This window comes from Bradyrhizobium sp. WBOS08, assembly GCF_024585125.1.
Classification (GTDB): Bacteria; Pseudomonadota; Alphaproteobacteria; order Rhizobiales; family Xanthobacteraceae; genus Bradyrhizobium; species Bradyrhizobium japonicum_B.
In genome coordinates this window covers 2,257,824-2,272,935 of sequence record NZ_CP028988.1, presented here as the reverse complement: position 1 = coordinate 2,272,935, position 15,112 = coordinate 2,257,824, and the positions used below count along the sequence as shown (strand labels likewise).

Genomic DNA, 15,112 nt, shown 5'->3' with positions numbered 1-15,112 from the left:
TTACGCGATCCTGATGGTGATGGTTTCAAGCACTTTGCCGAGACAACGCACCGGAACGTTCACAAGGACATTGAAATGAGCAAGCAGGCCGAATTTGCGGTCATTCTGAAGATGAACGCAATGTTCGCGGATCTCGGTGCAGACGAGCTCCAGCGGCTGTCCAACCTCTGCCACACCCAGCATCTGGGCAATGGCGAGGTGCTGTTCCAGAAGGGGGACCCTGGGGACGCGCTGTTCGGCGTGCGCCGCGGCCAGGTCCGGATCGAGACCGGCGCCGCCGACGGCAGCCGGCTGACGCTGAACTTCATGGGACCGGGCGACCTGTTCGGCGAGGTCGCGGTGCTGGACGGCCAGAATCGCACTGCGGATGCGACCGCGGGCGAGGCCAGCGAATTGTTCGTGTTGCGGCGCGAAGATTTTCTCAGCTTCCTCGAACGCGAGCCGAAGGTCGCGATCAAGATCATCGCGCTGCTCTGCCAGCGCATCCGCTGGCAGAGCGAGCGCATGGAGGAATCCATGCTGCAGCCGCTGCCGGTGCGGCTGGCGCGACGGCTCTGCGCGCTCGCCGCCGATTTCGGCTCCGAGGTGCACATCTCGCAGGAGCAACTCGGCGTCTTCGTAGGCGCCGCCCGCGAAAGCGTCAACCGTCAGTTGCAGGCCTGGCGCAAGGAGGCGATCCTCGATCTGCAGCGCGGCCGGATATTGCTGCGGAACATGACCAAGCTGACGGCGATCGCGCGCAACGAGTGAAGTCAGGCGATCGGAAGCCTGCGCCTGAGGGCACGAACTTCGGCGAGGATGGCCGCGTAGCGCGAAGCTTCGTCGATGTCTCGACTTGCGGCGCCCTTCGTTAGTGCGCTCCCGCGGGTGCTTGCCTTAAATCTTCACTCCGCAGCACGGTGGGCCACGTCTTTCGGCGGCGACGCCGCCCCGTGATGGCCGTCCGTCTCGGCGTCGTCGCTATGCACGATCAGGCGCTTGGCGAAGCGCCAGATCAGCGCGCCGAAATCGTCCATCACCATGAACATCGCGGGCACGAACACCAGCGACAGGATGGTCGAGAAGATCAGGCCGCCGATCACCGCGAGCGCCATCGGCGAGCGGAACTCGCCGCCGGCACCGACCGCGAGCGCGCTCGGCATCATGCCCGCGGCCATCGCGATCGTGGTCATCACGATCGGCCTGGCGCGCTTCATGCCGGCGTCGATCATGGCCTCCTCGCGCGGCTTGCCGGCGTGAATGGCTTCGATCGCGAACTCCACCAGCATGATCGCGTTCTTGGTGACGATGCCCATCAGCATCAGGATGCCGATCCACACCGGCGTGGTGAGCTGCTTGCCGGTGAGGAGCAGGGCCGCGATGGCGCCGCCGATCGAGAGCGGCAGCGAGAACAGGATGGTGATCGGCTGCAGGAAGGTGCCGAACAGCAGCACCAGCACGGCATAGACCATCATCAGGCCGGCCGTGATCGCGGTGGCGAAGCCCTCGGACAATTCGTTCAAGCTCTCGGCGTCGCCGGAGGGCGAGACCTTCACACCCTTCGGCAGGGTCTTCATGACCGGCAGGTCGTAGATCTTCTTGGTGGCATCGCCGAGCGCGGCGGAGCCGACGAGGTCGGCGGCGACGGTGGCTTGGCGCTCGCGGTCGTAGCGGTTGATGCTGGTCGGACCCTGGTCGAGCTTGACGTCGGCGATGACCGAGAGCGGCACGCCGCCCTTCTCGCCGCGCTCGCCGAGCGGCACGCGCAACTGTTCGAGCGTCTTCAGATTACCGCGCGCGGTGTCCTCGAGCTGCACCCGGATCGGTACCAGGCGATCGCCGACGTCGAATTTGGCGAGTGCAGGGCCGACGTCGCCGATGGTGGCCACACGGATGGTCTGCGACAGGCTTTCGGTGGACACGCCAAGCCGTGCGGCGAGATCGGCGCGCGGCTCGATGCGCAACTCGGGACGCTCCAGCGAAGTCTCCGAGATCACATTGGCGATGGTGGGAATGCGCTTCATCTGCGTCGCGAGCTCGCTCGCGACGTTGTTGACGATGTTGGGATCGACGCCGGTCACCACCAGCGAGATCGCGCGCAGGCCGTTCTCGTCCAGGAACCAGAAGCGGATGTCGGGAACGTTCTCCAGTTCCTGGCTGATCGAGAACTCGAGCTCGCGCTGGGTGATGTCGCGGCTGCCCTTGGGCGTGTAGTTGATGATCAGGGCGGCGCGCCGCACTTCCTGCGTCCCCGGCGGAACACGCCCGCCGTCGACGAAGATGCTCTTGACCTCGGGCCGCTTGCGCAGGCGCGCGACGATGTCCTCGGTGACCTTCTCGGTGTAGGCGAGTTGGGTGCCCGGCGGCAGCTCGAGGGCCAGCAGCGAGCGGGCGCTGTCCTGCGCCGGCAGGAAGCCCTGCGGCAGCAGCGTGATGCTCCAGATCGAGGCGGCGAAGACGCCGAAGCCGATCAGCACCGTGATGAAATAGTGCTTCACCGACCACGCCACGATCCGGTGATAGGAGCGCAGAATGCGCCCCGGCGGCGGCTCCTCGTGCTTGCCATGCTTGAGGAAGTAGGCGGCCAGCACCGGCGTGACGAAGCGCGCGGCGAGCAGCGAGAAGAACACCTGCACCGAGACGGTGATGCCGAACTGCTTGAAGAACTGTCCGGCGATGCCCGACATGAAGCTTGCGGGTGCGAAGATTGCGATGATGGTCAGCGAGATCGCGATCACCGCGAGGCCGATCTCGTCGGCAGCCTCGAGCGCAGCGCGATAGGGCGATTTGCCCATGTTCATGTGCCGAACGATGTTCTCGATCTCGACGATGGCGTCGTCGACCAGGATACCCGTCGACAGCGTGATGGCGAGGAAGCTGACGAGGTTGAGCGAGAAGCCGAGCAGGTCCATCGCCCAGAACGCCGGGAAGATCGACAGCGGCAACGAGATCGCGGCAATGATGGTGGCGCGCAGGTCGCGCAGGAACAACAGCACGATGATGACGGCGAGGATGGCGCCCTCGAACAGGGTCGAAATCGCCGCGTGGTAATTGCCGTTGGTGTATTCGACCGAGGTGTCGATCACCTTGAGGTCGACGTCGGGATAGGCGGCCTTGAGCGCGTCGATGCGCTTCTGAACGGCCTCGGCCACCTTCACGTCGCTGGCGCCCTTGGAACGCTTGATGCCGAGCGCGACGATCGGCTCGCCGTTGAAGCGGGCGAAGGTGCGGCGATCGGCGATGGTGTCGGTGACGGTGCCGAGATCGTCGAGCCGGACCTCGCCGCCGCCGAACAGCGGAATCATGGTGCCGGCAAGGTCACCCAGCGTCTTGGCGCCGGCGAGCGTGCGGATCGCCTGGTCGTTCTTGCCGATCTCGGCGCGGCCGCCGGCGACGTCGACATTGGTGCCGCGCAGGCTCTGGCTGACATTGACGGCGGTCAGGCCCATGGCCTGCAGGCGGTCCGGGTCGAGCGAGACCAGGATCTCGCGCTCGACGCCGCCGATGCGTTCGACCTGGGCGACGCCGCGGACGCCCTGCAGCGCGCGCTTGACCACGTCGTCGACGAAATAGGAGAGCTGCTCGGGCGTCTTGCCGGGCGAGATCGCGGCATAGGTCACGATCGGCAGGCCGATGACGTCGACGCGCTGGATCAGCGGCTCGGTGACGTTCTGCGGCAAGTTGGAGCGCACGCGCGTCACCGCGTCCTTGACGTCGTTGAGGGCGCGGTCGGTGTTGGTCTCCAGCGCGAACTGGATCGTGGTGACCGACACGCCGTCGGTGATCGAGGAGGTGATGTGCCGCACGCCCTCGACACCGGAGACGGCGTCTTCGACCGTCTTGGTGACCTGGGATTCGAGCTCGGCGGGTGCCGCGCCGAATTGCGAAACCACGACCGAGATCACGGGAATGTCGGCCGACGGCAGCCGCGTCACTGCGAGCTTGGTGAAGGAGACCCAGCCGAGGATCAGCAGGATGATCGAGAAGACGACCGACGGCAGCGGATTGCGGATCGACCATGCCGAGATATTGAGAGCCATCAGCGTACCCGCGTGCGATCGAGTTCATCGGCGAACATGGTCTTGATCTGGTCGCCGTCATGGAGCGAAGAGCCGGCATCGGCGACGACGATCTCGCCGACCTGGAGCCCTTCCAGGATTTCCGTGGCACTGTCGGACGACAGCCCGACCCGTACCTTGCGCGTCTCGATGGTGTTGCCGCCCTTGACGACCTGAATGGTGAGATGGTCGATCGCGGTCTTGGGAATCGAGACGCCGCAGCTTCGCTTGGCGTCGATCGAGGCGCGCGCGAACACGCCGACCTTCAGGGAGGGATTGTTGGTGACGCTGATGCGGACGCGGCCGAGCTGCGTGGCGCGGTCGATCTCGGGCGCGACCAGCCGGACCCGGCCGATCAGATCGGGCGCGTCGTCGCGGCTGATGCGCACGGTGGCACCGGAATTGAGCTTGGGCATGTGCACCGCCGGGACCTGAGCATCGAGCTCGATCTCGTTGTTGACGGCGATGCGGAACATCGGACCGGCCTGCGGCGAGGCCGGCGCGCCGACGATGGTGCGGACCTCGGTGACGAGGCCCGGCGCCGGCGCCTTCAGCGAGATCGGGCCTTGCTGGCCCGGCCGCTGCGGCTGGCCCGGGATCTGCGGCGGCGCAGTCAGGCGCGCCAGCTCCTGATTGTCGGCGACGATTGCGCCCTCCGTGACCAGGAGGTCGGTGACCCTGGAGCCTTCCTGGTCGGCGATCACCACGGCCTCGCGGCGCGGCACGAAGAAGCCCGTGACACGCACCAGGTCGGAGAAGCAGGCATTGGTCGACTTCGTCACGATGACGAGCGCGTCGCTCTGCGTCTCCTTCGGCTCGGGGCGCTTGCGATGCTCGAACAGATAATAGCCGATGCCGAGTGCCGCGACGAACACCACGGTTCCGGCAGGCTTGAGGTATTCGGAGAGCTTCATCGCCGGATCATCCTGGCCTGGCACACGGCCGTCCGCGCGAGGCCCATCGAGAACGTTTCCCTGAAACGAAGCGGCGTCCCGCAAGGCTGCGGGACGCGCTCTGGAAGCGAGACTTTACACCACATCACGACCGGTCACTTCAAAGGATTGCGTCGTGCTTACTTCGATGCGGTGGTCTTGTTTTCCATATTGACGACCTGCACGCGGCGGTTGACCTCCGCCATCGGCTGGCTTGCATCCTTCAGCTTGCTCTTGCCGTAGCCGACGGTGACGAGATCGGTCGCGGAGATGCTGTACTTGTCGACGAGGTAGCGCTTGATCGCGTCCGCGCGACGCTCCGACAGGTCCTGATTATAGGCTTCGCCGCCGGCAGCGTCGGTATGACCGGCAACCACGAAGGTGGAGCCTTTCAGATCGGGACTGGTCAGCGCGCGACCGAGCGCCTGCACGGAAGGCATCGACTTCGCGCTGATGTTGGCGGAGTTGTAGTCGAACGTGATTTCGAGATCGATGTTCGGCTTGTCCTTGGCGACCGATGCGATCTCCTCGCGCTCGGTCGACGACAGCGATCGCGTCGAGCGGCCGCGCACCGACTGGATCAGCTTGGTCTCCGCCGCGTTCGGCGCGGGATTGGCCGGCGGGGCGATCGAGAGGCCGCGGGTCAGAGGCTTCTTCGGCGCCGGTGCCAGTGCGCGGACGATGTCGTCCTCGGTGACGTTCTTGCTGTTGCCGTCATCGCCCGCATAGGCGGCAGAGGTCGGCAATGACAGCATGGCGCCGACGGTGATGATGGACAGAATCGCGGTAAGCCCTTTTGCAGCCGATCTCATAGCCAGTCCCTCCTGCGCAGCCAGCTCGCGTACTTCGAAAATTCCGGCAACAAGCGCCCGAAAAGGCGTGTTGCGGCATCCGCCAGATTGGTCGTTCCAGGGCTGTCCAAGGTTCGAGCCTTGGACGGCCTCAATTCAAAAAAATATCAACGCACTCCGTAACTTGCGAATTCTTGAACGATGTTCGGATCCATCGCTTTGGCATTGGCGATATCGAGCGCCCCTTCCTGGGCGGAGCCGTTGCGCTGCTTGGCGAGGCCGCGTCCGTAGAGCGAGGAGGTCAGGCGCGGGTTGATCTTCAGGGCCGCATCGAAGTCGGCGATGGCGTTCTTGACCGCGCCCGACTTGAGATTGACGAGCCCCCGGCTGTCCAGCGCATCGACGAAATTCGGCCGCAGCCGCAGCGCCTCGTTGCAATCCTTCAAGGCGCCCTGGAGGTCGCCGACCACGGTGCGGGTCCAGCAACGATTGTTCAGCGCCTCGACGTCCTTCGAGTTGATCCGAAGCGTATCGTCAAAATCCTTGATGGCGAGGTTGTAGGCGCCCTTGCTGGCGTAAACCTGGCCGCGCCGGTACAGCGCGTTCACGTCATCAGGATTGGCGGCAATCTTGGAGGTCAGGCTCTTGATCGTGGGATCGTCGGCCAGGACCGCGGCACTCGGCCCGCTGCCCGCGCTCGGCGCCGGCGCGGGATCGATCGGCGTCACCGGCGGTGGCGGTGGCGGCGGGGGAAGGGCCGCCTCGACCTGCGGCCTCGGCGTGGGGGCCGGCGCGGGTGCGGGCGCAGGCGGAGAAGCAGGCGCGGGCGCTGCGGTAACGTCGGCCGGCTTCGGCGGCGGAGGCGGTGCCGGCGGCGTCGGCGGCGGGTTGTTGACGGCGACCGGCGGCGGCGCGGGCGGCGCAGGCGACGCGCCAGCTGTCGGACGCGGTCCGCCGGCCCCCGGGCTGAACGAGAAATCTTCGGCCAATGAAGACGATATCCACGGCACCTGCTCGCCGCGCGAAGCCCTTGTGACGCCCATCTTGGTGCGGTTCAGCGTCTCTTCGGCCATCAGGTCGGGGACGCGGATTTCCTTCAGGAGCTCCTGGACAAACAGGCTGTGATCGCCGCCGGCGTCGGAGACCACCGAGGCCAGCGCCGCCGAATACATCACCAGCGTGCCGTTCGGCGCGATGACCGGGGTCAGGCCGGCCGAGAAGCTGCGGAACCGGCGTTCGAACGGATTGCGCCTGCTAGCATCGATCAGTGCGATCTTGACGCCGGCGCCGCGCGTGTTGAGCTCGCCGAGGACGGTCTCGAGGCTGAAACCGTCGCGGCGCACGTCGGATTCCGTCCAGATCTGCGCATCGACCGGCAGCATGTAGCTCTGGCGCGCCGACTGGATGCCGAAGCCGCTGAAGAACACCAGCGCCACCGATCCGGGCTTGATCTTGCTGTAGAGCTTGTCGAAGGCGCGACGCATGCCGTCGCCGGTCAGATTCTCGCCGATATCGACCGCAAAGCCGTCGCGCTTGAGCTCGTCGGCGACGTTGCGCGCGTCATTGATCGGTTCCCTCAGCGGAGCATCCGCGTCCGGATATTTGGCATTGCCGATGACCAGCGCAAAACGCTCACCGGCCGCAAGCGAGGGCGCAGTCGGGACGAGCGAGATGAGCAAGGACAGAAGAAAAAAGAAGCGAATTTTCATAATCAGCGCGGTCCAGCCAAAAAGGCGCCGTTCCCAGCTTGCGCCGCGGCGACCTTAACTTACGCTTCATTCATTATCAAACCGGGGGCGGGGGGCGTCAACCGCTTGGAGATTCGGCTTTATCGCGACGATTGACCGCAACGCCGGGGTGCGCCGCAAGGGGAATAAACAGGGTGTCATGGCTGTCCTCGTCGGGATCGGGGTCGATCCTATCGGCAGCATGGTAGGGCAAGCCCGCCGCCGAAAACGTGATGGGTCTCACATTGAAGGCCCGCCTCGGTCGCGCCGCGCGCGGTTTGACCTTTGCTGCGGACAATGGCTTGTTGCGCAGGATCGTCCTGTAAAGACCCACTCAGAAAAGCAAGAACCATGGGAAACGCCTACGAGATCTACGCCCTGCGCTATGCGACGATGTCGCCGCGCACCCCCAGCATGAACTTCCTGGCGCCCGATCCGCATGACAGCGCGGCGCAGGATCTCGACTATTTCGTCTGGTTGATCCGCGGCGGCGGCCGCGACATCCTGGTCGACACCGGCTTCAATGCCGAGGAGGCGAGCGCGCGCGCGCGCAAGCTGACGCTCAATCCGGTCGATGCGCTGGAGCGCTTCGGCGTCGCGGCATCAAGCATCCGCGACGTCATCGTGACGCATCTGCACTACGACCATGCCGGCAATCTCGACCGTTTCCCGAAGGCGCGCTTCCATTTGCAGGAGCGCGAGATGGCCTACGCGACCGGCCGCTGCATGTGCAACGGCCTGTTGCGCCACCCGTTCTCGGTCGAGCATGTCACGCAGATGGTGCGCCATGTCTATGGCGAGCGCGTCACGTTTCATTCGGGTGACGGCGAGGTCGCGCCTGGAATCACCGTGCATCGTGTCGGCGGCCATTCCGACGGCTTGCAGGTGGTCAAGGTCGAAACCGCGCGCGGGCCGGTAGTGCTGGCATCCGATGCCGCGCATTACTACGCCAATCTGCAGCGCAGGAGCCCGTTTCCGATCGTCTACAATGTCGGCGACATGGCGGTGGGCTGGGAGACGATCGAGCGTCTCGCCGGCCATCCTGATCGGTTCATTCCAGGCCACGATCCGATCGTGACGGAGATCTATCCGCGTGCCAGCGACAAGGTCGACGCCTTCGCGCTGCACCTGCCGCCGACAAGATCGTTTGCGAAGTGACGATGTAGCCGTCATTCCGGGATGCGCCGACAGGCGCAGGCCCGGAATCCATCGTGCCACTGGTGACGTCGATAGATGGATTCTCAGGTGCGCAATTGCGCACCATAGCTCGCGCTTCGCGCGCCCCGGAATGACAGCGGTGCTCAATACGCCTGCTTCGCGTCGGCCTCTTCGCTGGTCTGGATCAGATCGAGGCTCTGCTCGATCTTGCCGAGCAGCATGGACAGCTGCTTACGCTCCTGCGTCGAGAGACATGCGAGGATCTCATCTTCACGCCGCAGCAATTGCGGGAACAGCTGCTCGTAGAGGGAGCGGCCCTTCGCCGTCAGTCGCAGACGGAATTCGCGGCGGTCGGCTTGGTTCTCGACCCGCTCGATCAGCCCCTGGTGGAGCAGCGTGGTCACCGCGCGGCTGATGGTGGATTTGTGCGTGCGGGTGCATTGCGCGATGAACTGCGCGCTGCAGGCATCAACGCGGAACCCGAGCGTGGCGATCACGCGCCAGGCCGGAATGTCGAGACCGTGGCGTTCCTGATATTCGACCGAGAGCGCGGCACTGACTTCGGCCGCGAGCCGGTTGAGACGGAACGGCACGAACTTGAACAGATCGAGCCGCGGCTCTCGCTGCACTGCGGCCTGATCGGCCTCGCGCGCCTTCAGTGCGGTGTCGATGGATGTCCTCGCCAAGGAAGTGCTCCGAATTCCAGTTGACGGCCGGCCGCCTCCGGTCCAAAATAGTTGCACGTGAGACTATCTAGCAGATCAGGGCTCTCCTGACCAGAGCCGAGGTTCGTGTATGGCGCAACCCACGACGCATCGGGCCAAAGCCCAGTTCGGCTATCGCCGTCATCCCGATCAGGACCGCGCCAGCCAAAGCCCGGCCGAGCATCCGGTCGTGGTTGTCGGCGCCGGCCCGGTCGGGCTGTCGCTTGCGATCGATCTGGCCCAGCGCGGCCAGCGCGTCGTCCTGCTGGATGACGCCGACCGCATTGGCGAGGGCTCGCGCGCGATCTGTTTCTCGAAGCGGTCGCTGGAATATTGGGACCGGCTCGGCGTCGGCGACCGCATGGTTGCCAAGGGTGTGGTCTGGAGCGTCGGCCGCATCTTTCACGGGGAGTCCCAGCTCTACCAGTTCAATCTGCTGCCCGAAGACGGCCACAAGCGGCCGGCCTTCATCAATCTTCAGCAATATTACGCCGAGGCCTATCTGGTCGATCGCGTCAGCGAGCTTTCCGAGATCGACCTGCGTTGGCGCAACAAGGTGACGGCGCTGGAGCAGCGCAACGACGGCGTGGCGCTGACGATCGAGACGCCGGAGGGCGCCTATCGCCTGCATGCGCAATATGTCATTGCCTGCGACGGCGCGCGGTCCTCGCTGCGGCAGATGGTCGGCGCCGAGTTCGCGGGACAGGTGTTCGAGGACCAATTCCTGATCGCCGACGTCAAGATGACCGCGGAATTCCCGACCGAGCGCTGGTTCTGGTTCGATCCGCCGTTCCATGCCGGCCGCTCCGCGCTGCTGCACCGGCAGCCCGACGACGTCTGGCGCATCGATCTTCAGCTCAATCGCTATGCCGATCCCGTGGTCGAAAAGAAGCCCGAGAACGTGCGGCCGCGGATCGCGCGCATGCTGGGCCACGACAAGTTCGAGTTCGAATGGATCTCGCTCTACAAATTCCAGTGCCGGCGGATGGACCGCTTCATCCACGGCCGGGTGATTTTCGCCGGCGATTCCGCGCATCAGGTCTCGCCGTTCGGCGCGCGTGGCGCCAATTCCGGGCTCGAGGACGCGGAAAATCTCTCGTGGAAGCTCGACCGGGTGCTGCGCGGCACGTCGCCTGCGAGCCTGCTCGAAAGCTATCATGCCGAGCGCAGCATGGCGGCCGACGAGAACATCCGCCAATCCACCCGCTCCACCGATTTCATGGCGCCGAACTCGCATCAGGAAGCGCGGCTGCGCAAGGCGGTGCTGTCGCTCGCCAAGGAGACCGAGTTCGGCAAGCGCATGGTCAATGGCGGCCGGCTGTCGGTGCCGTGCAGCTACGACTCTCCGTTGTTGTCGCCGGATGCCGATGCCTGGCACGGCGGGCCGTCTCCCGGCTGCTCCATGCTCGATGCGCCGATTGCCGAGCAGGCCTACCTGACGGATGCATTCCGCAAGGGCGGAACGGACTTCACCCTGCTGTCGTTCAGCAATGGCGCCGCGATCGATCCGCCCGCCGGCGTCAAGGCGATCCGGATCGGCGGCGAGGGCGGGCTTGCCGATCCCTCCGGCCTCGTCGCCAAGCGCTATGATGCCGGACCCGGCACGGCCTATCTGCTCAGGCCCGACGGCTACGTCACGGCGCGCTTCCGCCATCCCACGCGCGAAGCCGTCGCTGCGGCGCTGTCGCGCGCCCAAGGTTTGAATTGACGGCTTGAATCGAGGTTTTACATGCCGCTCTCCACCGATTCCAATTTTGCGCGGCCTGACGATGCCTTTCGCTCCGTCGTCGAAGCGCATCGCGGCCTCACCGAGGAGCAGAGCGCCGATCTCGACGCGGCGCTGGTGCTGATCCTCGCCAATCATATCGGCGACATCGACGTGCTGCGCGAGGCGATCGGGCTCGCCAAGCGCCGCATGATCGACGGCCAGCAGCAGCAACAACAGCAGCAATAACCTCAGGACTCAAAGGACGAATTGATGGCGAAGAACTTCGCATCCACCGGCGACCTCGCCGAGAAGAAGATCACCTTCTCCGAGATCGGCACCGATCTCTATGCCTTCACCGCCGAGGGCGACCCGAACACCGCCGTCATCGTCGGCGACGACGGCTGCCTGGTGTTCGACGCGCAGGCGACGCCGGCGATGGCCAACAAGGTGATCGAGCGCGTCCGCGCGGTCACCGACAAGCCGATCCAATATGTCGTGCTGTCGCATTATCACGCCGTGCGTGTGCTCGGCGCCTCCGCCTACAAGGCGCAGGGCATCGTCGCCTCGCAGGAGACCTATCGGCTGATCGCCGAGCGCGGCAAGCAGGATTGGGATTCCGAATACGGCCGCTTCCCGCGCCTGTTCCAGGATGCGCAAAGCATCCCCGGCCTGACCTGGCCGACGCTGACCTTCGAAGGCGAGATGTCGATCTTTCTCGGCAAGCGCGAGGTGCGGCTGATGCAGCTCGGCGCCGGCCACACCTCCGGCGACATCGTCGCCTGGGTGCCCGATGCCGAGGTCATGTTCTCCGGCGATCTGATCGAATATCACTCGGCCTGCTATTGCGGCGATGCGCATTTGCGCGAATGGCCGATGACGCTGAACGAGATACGCAACTTCAATCCCAAGGCGATCGCGCCGGGCCGCGGCGATGCGCTGAAGGGCACCGCCACGGTGCGCGAGGCCATCGCGATGACCCGCGATTTCGTCACCTCGCTCTACGGCGCCGCCGAGATCTCCGTCGCCAGGGGCCGCAGCTTGAAGGAATCGATGGCGGCGACGCGCGAGGTGATGGATCCGAAGTTCTCCAGCTTCGCCATCTACGAGCACTGCCTGCCGTTCAACGTGTCGCGCGCCTATGACGAGGCGTCGGGGATCGACGATCCCGTGATCTGGACCGACAAGCGCGACCAGGAGATGTGGGCCGCCCTGCAAGGAGGAGGATAGTCATGAACATCAACACCTCGCCCGATCAGATCATCCGCAGCTCGGCGCAGGTGACGCCGGGCTACATGTCCGGCTTCGGCAACAGCTTTGAGACCGAGGCGCTGCCCGGCGCGCTGCCGATCGGGCGCAACTCGCCGCAGCGGTGCGCCTACGGGCTCTATGCCGAGCAATTGTCCGGCTCGCCCTTCACTGCGCCGCGCGGCAGCAACGAACGCTCCTGGCTCTACCGCATCCGCCCCTCGGTGAAGCATTCGGGCCGGTTCGAGAAGGTTGATGCCGGCCTGTGGCGCTCGGCGCCGTGCCACGAATACGATCTGCCGATCGCGCAGCTGCGCTGGGATCCGACACCGCTGCCGAAGGAGGACGTCACCTTCGTCCAGGGCGTGCAGACCATGACGACCGCCGGCGATGTCAACACGCAGGCCGGCATGGCCGCGCATGTCTACCTCATCACCAAGTCGATGGTGGACCAGCATTTCTACAATGCCGACGGCGAGCTGATGTTCGTGCTGCAGCAGGGCAATCTTCGGCTCGTCACCGAGTTCGGCCGCATCGATGCCGAGCCCGGCGAGATCGTGGTGATCCCGCGCGGCGTCAAGTTCCGCGTCGAGATTCCGAACGGGCCGGCGCGCGGCTACCTCTGCGAAAATTACGGCGGCGCGTTCACGCTGCCGGAGCGCGGGCCGATCGGCGCCAACTGCCTCGCCAATGCCCGCGATTTCCTCACGCCGGTGGCGCATTACGAGGATAAGGACACGCCGACCGAGCTCTACGTGAAATGGGGCGGCGCGCTGTTCAGGACGCAGCTCGGCCATTCGCCGATCGACGTCGTCGCCTGGCACGGCAATTACGCGCCCTACAAATATGATCTGCGCACCTTCTCGCCGGTCGGCGCGATCGGATTCGATCATCCCGATCCCTCGATCTTCACGGTGCTGACCTCGCCGTCGGAGACCGCCGGCACCGCGAATATCGATTTCGTGATCTTCCCGGAGCGCTGGATGGTGGCCGACAACACCTTCCGCCCGCCCTGGTACCACATGAACATCATGAGCGAGTTCATGGGCCTGATCTACGGCGTCTACGACGCCAAGCCGCAAGGCTTCGTCCCCGGCGGCATGAGCCTGCACAATTGCATGCTGCCGCACGGCCCCGACCGCGACGCCTTCGAGCACGCCAGCAATGGCGAATTGAAGCCGGTGAAGCTGACCGGCACCATGGCCTTCATGTTCGAGACCCGCTATCCGCAGCGCGTCACCGCGCACGCCGCCAACGCCTCCACGCTGCAGGATGATTATGCGGATTGCTGGAAGGGCCTGGAGAAGAAGTTCGATCCGAGCAAGCCGTAGCTTTTTTCCCCCTCTCCCCCTGTGGGAGAGGGTGGCTCGTCGCGCAGCGACGAGACGGGTGAGGGGTCTCTCTCCGCGAGTGAGCCTCTCACATTCGGATCTGCGGATAGAACCCCTCATCCGGCGCTTCGCGCCACCTTCTCCCACAGGGGGAGAAGGAAGAAAGAATCGGGACAAACGTGACAACGCACCCCAACGACCCCAGCCTGCGCTCCTTCATCGAGGTCGATCCTTCGTCCGACTTCCCGATCCAGAACCTGCCCTACGGCGTGTTCTCGACCGTGGCCAATCCGACCGCGCGCGTCGGCGTCGCGATCGGCGATTACGTGCTCGATCTCTGGGTGCTCGAGCAGGATTCCCGGCTCGATGTCGGTCCGCTCGGCGTGTTCTCCGGAGCGTCGCTCAACCCCTTCATGGCGCTGGGGCCGAAGGTCTGGTCAAGGACACGGGCACGGATCAGCGAGCTGTTGCGCGCGGATCATCCGGAACTGCGCGACAACGAGGAGCTGCGCAGCCGCGCGCTGGTGCCGATGCGCGATGCCAGGCTGCATCTGCCGTTCACCGTCTCCGGCTACACCGATTTCTATTCCTCTAGGGAGCACGCCACCAATGTCGGCGTGATGTTCCGCGGCAAGGACAATGCGCTGCAGCCGAACTGGCTGCATATGCCGATCGCCTATAACGGCCGCGCATCGACGGTCGTGGTCTCCGGCACCAAGGTGAAGCGCCCGCGCGGACAGTTGAAGCCGCCGAATGTCGATGTGCCGAGCTTTGCGCCGTGCAAGCGGCTCGATTTCGAGCTGGAGATGGGGGTCGTGATCGGCCAGCCCTCGCCGATGGGCGGCAGGCTTGGCGAGCAACAGGCGGAGGAGATGATCTTCGGCTTCGTGCTGCTCAACGACTGGAGCGCGCGCGACATCCAGCAATGGGAATATGTGCCGCTCGGCCCGTTTCTCGCCAAGGCGTTCGCGACCTCGATCAGCCCCTGGGTGGTGACGCGCGAGGCGCTGGAGCCGTTCCGGCTGAAGGGACCGGAGCAGGAACCGGTGCCGCTCGATTATCTCAAGCAGAGCAAGCCGCAGAACTACGATGTCGAGCTCGACGTTTGCTTGCGCGCCGCCGGCGCCAACGCGCCCGCCAGCATCAGCCGCACCAATTTCAAGTACATGTACTGGTCCTCGGTGCAGCAGCTGATGCACCACGCCTCCTCAGGCTGCGCCATGAATGTCGGCGACCTCTTAGGCAGCGGCACCATCTCCGGCCCGGAGAAGAACCAGCGCGGCAGCCTGCTCGAGATCAGCTGGAATGGCACCGAGCCGGTCGAGCTTCCCGGCGGCACCAGGCGCTCTTTCCTGGAAGACGGCGACAGCCTCATCATGCGCGGCTGGTGCCAGGGCAACGGCTACCGCATCGGCTTCGGCGAGGTCGAGGGGACGATTCTGCCGGCGGAGTAGAGTCACATACTCGGTCTCGTAGGGT

At 65.1% G+C, this 15,112-nt stretch carries 12 protein-coding genes; 7 read left to right on the top strand and 5 right to left on the bottom strand.

Features of this window, described 5'->3' with window-relative positions; all coding sequences use genetic code 11:
- The first annotated feature begins 75 nt into the window (after positions 1–75).
- Complete coding sequence (locus DCM80_RS10930; RefSeq protein WP_028133182.1) at positions 76–750, top strand: Crp/Fnr family transcriptional regulator; 675 nt, start codon at positions 76–78, stop codon at positions 748–750.
- Between the two features lie 134 nt (positions 751–884).
- Here the strand turns inward: DCM80_RS10930 and DCM80_RS10925 are convergent, their stop codons facing one another.
- From DCM80_RS10925 to DCM80_RS10910, 4 genes are all read right to left on the bottom strand, one after another.
- Complete coding sequence (locus DCM80_RS10925) at positions 885–4,019, bottom strand: efflux RND transporter permease subunit (RefSeq protein ID WP_257196958.1); 3,135 nt, start codon at positions 4,017–4,019, stop codon at positions 885–887.
- Complete coding sequence (locus DCM80_RS10920; RefSeq protein ID WP_257196956.1) at positions 4,019–4,951, bottom strand: efflux RND transporter periplasmic adaptor subunit; 933 nt, start codon at positions 4,949–4,951, stop codon at positions 4,019–4,021. The genes DCM80_RS10925 and DCM80_RS10920 overlap by 1 nt, the downstream gene beginning before the upstream one ends.
- A gap of 158 nt (positions 4,952–5,109) precedes the next feature.
- On the bottom strand, positions 5,110–5,781 hold the full coding sequence (locus DCM80_RS10915) for an OmpA family protein (protein ID WP_257196955.1): 672 nt from the start codon (positions 5,779–5,781) through the stop codon (positions 5,110–5,112).
- A gap of 146 nt (positions 5,782–5,927) precedes the next feature.
- Entirely contained in the window at positions 5,928–7,469 is a 1,542-nt protein-coding gene (locus DCM80_RS10910) for a caspase family protein (RefSeq protein WP_257196954.1), read from the bottom strand.
- A 369-nt stretch (positions 7,470–7,838) separates the two neighbouring features.
- On the opposite strand from DCM80_RS10910, the gene DCM80_RS10905 reads away from it, so the two are divergent.
- Complete coding sequence (locus tag DCM80_RS10905) at positions 7,839–8,645, top strand: N-acyl homoserine lactonase family protein (RefSeq protein WP_257196953.1); 807 nt, start codon at positions 7,839–7,841, stop codon at positions 8,643–8,645.
- A gap of 143 nt (positions 8,646–8,788) precedes the next feature.
- On the opposite strand, the gene DCM80_RS10900 is transcribed toward DCM80_RS10905, so the two are convergent.
- Positions 8,789–9,331, bottom strand: a complete 543-nt coding sequence (locus DCM80_RS10900) for a MarR family winged helix-turn-helix transcriptional regulator (RefSeq protein ID WP_257196952.1) — start codon at positions 9,329–9,331, stop codon at positions 8,789–8,791.
- 109 nt (positions 9,332–9,440) lie between these two features.
- Here DCM80_RS10900 and DCM80_RS10895 point away from each other — a divergent pair, with 109 nt between their 5' ends.
- The 5 genes from DCM80_RS10895 (at position 9,441) to fahA (ending at position 15,087) form a co-directional block, all read left to right on the top strand.
- Positions 9,441–11,057: an FAD-dependent oxidoreductase gene (locus DCM80_RS10895; protein WP_257196951.1), complete on the top strand. Its 1,617-nt coding sequence runs from the start codon at positions 9,441–9,443 to the stop codon at positions 11,055–11,057.
- Between the two features lie 21 nt (positions 11,058–11,078).
- A complete protein-coding gene (locus tag DCM80_RS10890) occupies positions 11,079–11,303 on the top strand; it encodes a DUF2783 domain-containing protein (protein ID WP_257196950.1) in 225 nt (74 codons plus the stop codon).
- A gap of 24 nt (positions 11,304–11,327) precedes the next feature.
- The gene (locus tag DCM80_RS10885) at positions 11,328–12,284 is read left to right on the top strand and encodes an MBL fold metallo-hydrolase (protein ID WP_257196949.1); all 957 of its coding nucleotides are present in this window, start codon (positions 11,328–11,330) and stop codon (positions 12,282–12,284) included.
- 2 nt (positions 12,285–12,286) lie between these two features.
- The gene (gene hmgA / locus DCM80_RS10880; protein ID WP_257196948.1) at positions 12,287–13,633 is read left to right on the top strand and encodes a homogentisate 1,2-dioxygenase; all 1,347 of its coding nucleotides are present in this window, start codon (positions 12,287–12,289) and stop codon (positions 13,631–13,633) included.
- 179 nt (positions 13,634–13,812) lie between these two features.
- Entirely contained in the window at positions 13,813–15,087 is a 1,275-nt protein-coding gene (gene fahA / locus DCM80_RS10875) for a fumarylacetoacetase (protein WP_257196947.1), read from the top strand.
- The last annotated feature ends 25 nt before the right edge of the window (positions 15,088–15,112 follow it).

Coding starts and splice junctions, on each gene's coding strand:
- DCM80_RS10930 (WP_028133182.1), top strand. CDS start 76: ATGAGCAAGCAGGCCGAATTTGCGGTCATTCTGAAGATGAACGCAATG.
- DCM80_RS10925 (WP_257196958.1), bottom strand. CDS start 4,019: ATGGCTCTCAATATCTCGGCATGGTCGATCCGCAATCCGCTGCCGTCG.
- DCM80_RS10920 (WP_257196956.1), bottom strand. CDS start 4,951: ATGAAGCTCTCCGAATACCTCAAGCCTGCCGGAACCGTGGTGTTCGTC.
- DCM80_RS10915 (WP_257196955.1), bottom strand. CDS start 5,781: ATGAGATCGGCTGCAAAAGGGCTTACCGCGATTCTGTCCATCATCACC.
- DCM80_RS10910 (WP_257196954.1), bottom strand. CDS start 7,469: ATGAAAATTCGCTTCTTTTTTCTTCTGTCCTTGCTCATCTCGCTCGTC.
- DCM80_RS10905 (WP_257196953.1), top strand. CDS start 7,839: ATGGGAAACGCCTACGAGATCTACGCCCTGCGCTATGCGACGATGTCG.
- DCM80_RS10895 (WP_257196951.1), top strand. CDS start 9,441: ATGGCGCAACCCACGACGCATCGGGCCAAAGCCCAGTTCGGCTATCGC.
- DCM80_RS10890 (WP_257196950.1), top strand. CDS start 11,079: ATGCCGCTCTCCACCGATTCCAATTTTGCGCGGCCTGACGATGCCTTT.
- DCM80_RS10885 (WP_257196949.1), top strand. CDS start 11,328: ATGGCGAAGAACTTCGCATCCACCGGCGACCTCGCCGAGAAGAAGATC.
- hmgA (WP_257196948.1), top strand. CDS start 12,287: ATGAACATCAACACCTCGCCCGATCAGATCATCCGCAGCTCGGCGCAG.